Source organism: Novosphingobium aerophilum, assembly GCF_014230305.1.
GTDB classification, from domain to species: domain Bacteria; phylum Pseudomonadota; class Alphaproteobacteria; order Sphingomonadales; family Sphingomonadaceae; genus Novosphingobium; species Novosphingobium aerophilum.
The window spans coordinates 1-3,042 of record NZ_JACLAU010000091.1 but is presented as its reverse complement, the minus strand read 5'-3'; the positions used below and the strand labels follow the sequence as shown (position 1 = coordinate 3,042).

Genomic DNA, 3,042 nt, shown 5'->3' with positions numbered 1-3,042 from the left:
TCGCCATCATGCGAAAACTCATCACAGCCCTCAACGCCATGATCCGCAACAAGCAGAAATGGGCTCTCGCCTAGACGGTTGCTCCCCGTACCGGGGAGGAAACAAAGGTCCGACTTCGGGCGATAGCCGTCATGGCCTGTTGCCCTCCATGTCCTGCTTCCCCGTCATCCCAGCGCAGTCTGGGATCTCTCACCGGATAGCGCGGCGTCCGCAAGCGTCCATGCCGCGGGACCCGGGGCTCGCCGCCAGAGATGCCAGCCTGCACTGGCATGACGGAATCGGGCGCAAACCGCCCCCCAACCTGTCAGCCCACCCTAGCGCCGGGGTTCCAGCTCCGGTCCGGTGTCGGCGGTCGGACGGAAATCGGGCCGCAGCGTCAACCCGGCAGCCTGCTCGAACGCATAACCCGCATTCAGCAGCCGCTGCTCGGTGTAGGCCGTGCCGATGAAGCTGAGGCCGACGGGCAAGCCGCGGACCAACCCCATCGGCACGGTCAGATGCGGGTAACCGGCAATCGCCGCCGCGCTGGTCGATCCGGAGGGTCCCTCGTACTGGTCGCCCCAGACCGTGTCCGATGGCCAGGCCGGTCCATAGCTGATCATCACCACCAGATCGACGGCATTGCCCTGCAGCATGGCGTCGATCCCATCGGCCCCGGCCAGGCGCAGCGACTTTTCCCGCGCGGCGCGATAGGCCGGATCGTCCAGCCCGGGCTTGGCCTGGGCCGCGGCGAAGATGTCCTGCCCGAACAGCGGCAGCTCGCGCGGGGCATTGGCCGCGTTGAACGCGATCAGATCGGCCAGGCTGCGGGTCGGCACCTGATCGGGCCGGGTGGTCGCCAGATAAGCGTCGAGATCGGAATAAAACTCGCTGAGCAGCACCTGGTAGCTGGCCGCCCCCATACCCTCGGCGGACGGCGGCTTGATCTCCACCAGGGTCGCCCCGGCGCCGCGCAAGGTGTCGAGCGCCTTGGCAAAGACCGCGAGCAGTTCCGGCTGCTGCCCGCCCCGGATCACACCGATGCGCATGCCGCGGATCGCCGCGGGATCGAGCGCCGCGGCATAGTCGCCGGCATGGTCGAGCGCCCTGGCCGTGGCCGGATCGGCCGGATCGCTGGCGATCAGCGCGCTGAGCAGGATCGCGGCATCGCGCACGGTGCGGGTCATCGGCCCGGCGGTGTCCTGGCTGTGGCTGATCGGAACGATGCGGGTGCGCGGGATCAGGCCGAGCGTGGGCTTGAGGCCGACCAGCCCGGTCATGGATGAGGGGCAGATGATCGAGCCGTTGGTCTCGCTGCCGATGGCGCCGGGCGCCAGGCGGGCGGCCACGGCAGCGCCGGATCCGCTCGACGAACCGCAGGTGGTCCGGTCCAGCGCATAGGGATTGCGCGTCAGCCCGCCCACCGCACTCCACCCGCTGAGCGAGCGTTCGGACCGGAAGTTGGCCCATTCGGAAAGGTTGGTCTTGCCCAGGATGATCGCCCCCTGGGCGCGCAGGCTGGCGGCGACGGGCGAATCCCGCCCCGGCGCATTGTCCTTGAGCGCCAGCGACCCGGCCGTGGTGGGCATGCCGGCCGCCTCGATATTGTCCTTCAGCAGGATCGGCACCCCGTGCAGCGGGCCGCGCAGCCGCCCCGCCCGCCGCTCGGCATCGCGCTCGCGGGCTTCGGCCAGCGCCGCGGGATTGACCGCCACCACGCTGTTGAGCCTGGGGCCGGTGCGATCGAGCCGGGCCATGCGCGCCAGATAGGTGCGAACAACCTGCTCGCTGGTCGTCCGCCCGGCGGCAAGGTCCGCGCGCAACGAGGCGATGGTCGCCTCGGACAAGGCGTCGTCGGCAGCGGCGGGGCCGGTCGACTGCGCCAGGGCGGGCGTTGCGCCAGCCAGCAAAGCGGCGGAGAGCAGGGCAATAGGGGCACGCATGGCGCCGACTGTGTCCGCATTCCCGGTCAAGAGCAACCGTCGTGCCGCAAAGGCGGGCCAGGCCCCAAAGCCGGGCCAGCATCGGCCGGTTGCTCGGGTCAGGTAAGTACTTGTTCTTATCTTTCGGCTATCGCACCGATCGACCCGGACAAGGACAGGCCCCATGACCTTTTTCGTCTACGCCATCACCCCGATCGACTGGACCTGGGAGTTTCTGCCCACGGTCGAGGACGTCGCCGTGCAGTTCGCCCGCCACGACGCGACCCTGGCCGTCCACGGCTACCAGTTCGAAGGACCGATGCTGCCAGAGCTGCTGAAGCGCCTCGAACGCGCCAAGACCATCGCACGCCAGCACGGCTGGGAAGGCGATTACCGCTCCGACGCCACCCCGCGGGTCTTCTTCGTCCCCGGCGAAGGCCAGTTCGAATACGGGTTCGCCTGGAAGCAGGAGAACAACGGCACCACCTTCGTCGCCTCGCCGGTCGCGATGCCGCATCTGGCGGGTTAGGCGGCGTGGACACATTCGACGGGCAGTTTGCGCCCAGATATGGCCGTTCATATCCGCTCAGCACAGAACAATCGGCCACCCCTCATCGCCGCCCCGCCCTTGAGCCGGGGCAGGGCTTGCGTGGCAACGTCAGGGGAGGAGCAGCCCTGTCCCGGGTCAAGCCCGGGACGACGATGGTAGAGGTGTGTGGACAGATTTCGATGACCGTTTGGGCCTCGGTTAGATCGCGAAATCCCGCGCTGGTCCCGCACTCAACCCCGCTCAGGCTGAGCCTGTCGAAGCCCACGCGCGGCGGCTGAGCTGGGTGTTCGCGGCGTTTCCGCCGCGAGACACGGTAGCAGGCGTGTGGGGCGGATGGCGGCGCGTGGCCCCTGCGGCGCAGCTCAGGAAAGGCTTCGACAAGCTCAGGCTGAGCGGAGTGTGGAGATGTACGATTGTCGCGTTGGTGACCCTATCCACCCACCCGGCGAATATCCGCTCCCCACCGATGCTGTTGAAAAAGTCGCTTCTTGGTTGAAGCGGAGGGTCTTGATTGAAGCGGGCGCGCGCGGATGCCGGAGCTCATGCCATCGCCGGCTGCCTTGCGAGGCTGATCTTGGCGAGCTTGCGCAG

The 3,042-nt window shown here is 68.2% G+C and carries 2 protein-coding genes; one reads left to right on the top strand and one right to left on the bottom strand.

The window, feature by feature from the left end; genetic code table 11:
* Positions 1–314: 314 nt before the first annotated feature.
* Positions 315–1,922, bottom strand: a complete 1,608-nt coding sequence (locus H7F49_RS19080; protein WP_185685134.1) for an amidase — start codon at positions 1,920–1,922, stop codon at positions 315–317.
* Positions 1,923–2,085: 163 nt separating this feature from the next.
* Here H7F49_RS19080 and H7F49_RS19075 point away from each other — a divergent pair, with 163 nt between their 5' ends.
* Entirely contained in the window at positions 2,086–2,430 is a 345-nt protein-coding gene (locus H7F49_RS19075; RefSeq protein WP_185685133.1) for a hypothetical protein, read from the top strand.
* Positions 2,431–3,042 lie beyond the last annotated feature (612 nt).

What these genes read in the sequence shown, in the direction of transcription:
- H7F49_RS19075 (WP_185685133.1), top strand. Translation starts at nt 2,086, where the DNA reads ATGACCTTTTTCGTCTACGCCATCACCCCGATCGACTGGACCTGGGAG.
- H7F49_RS19080 (WP_185685134.1), bottom strand. Translation starts at nt 1,922, where the DNA reads ATGCGTGCCCCTATTGCCCTGCTCTCCGCCGCTTTGCTGGCTGGCGCA.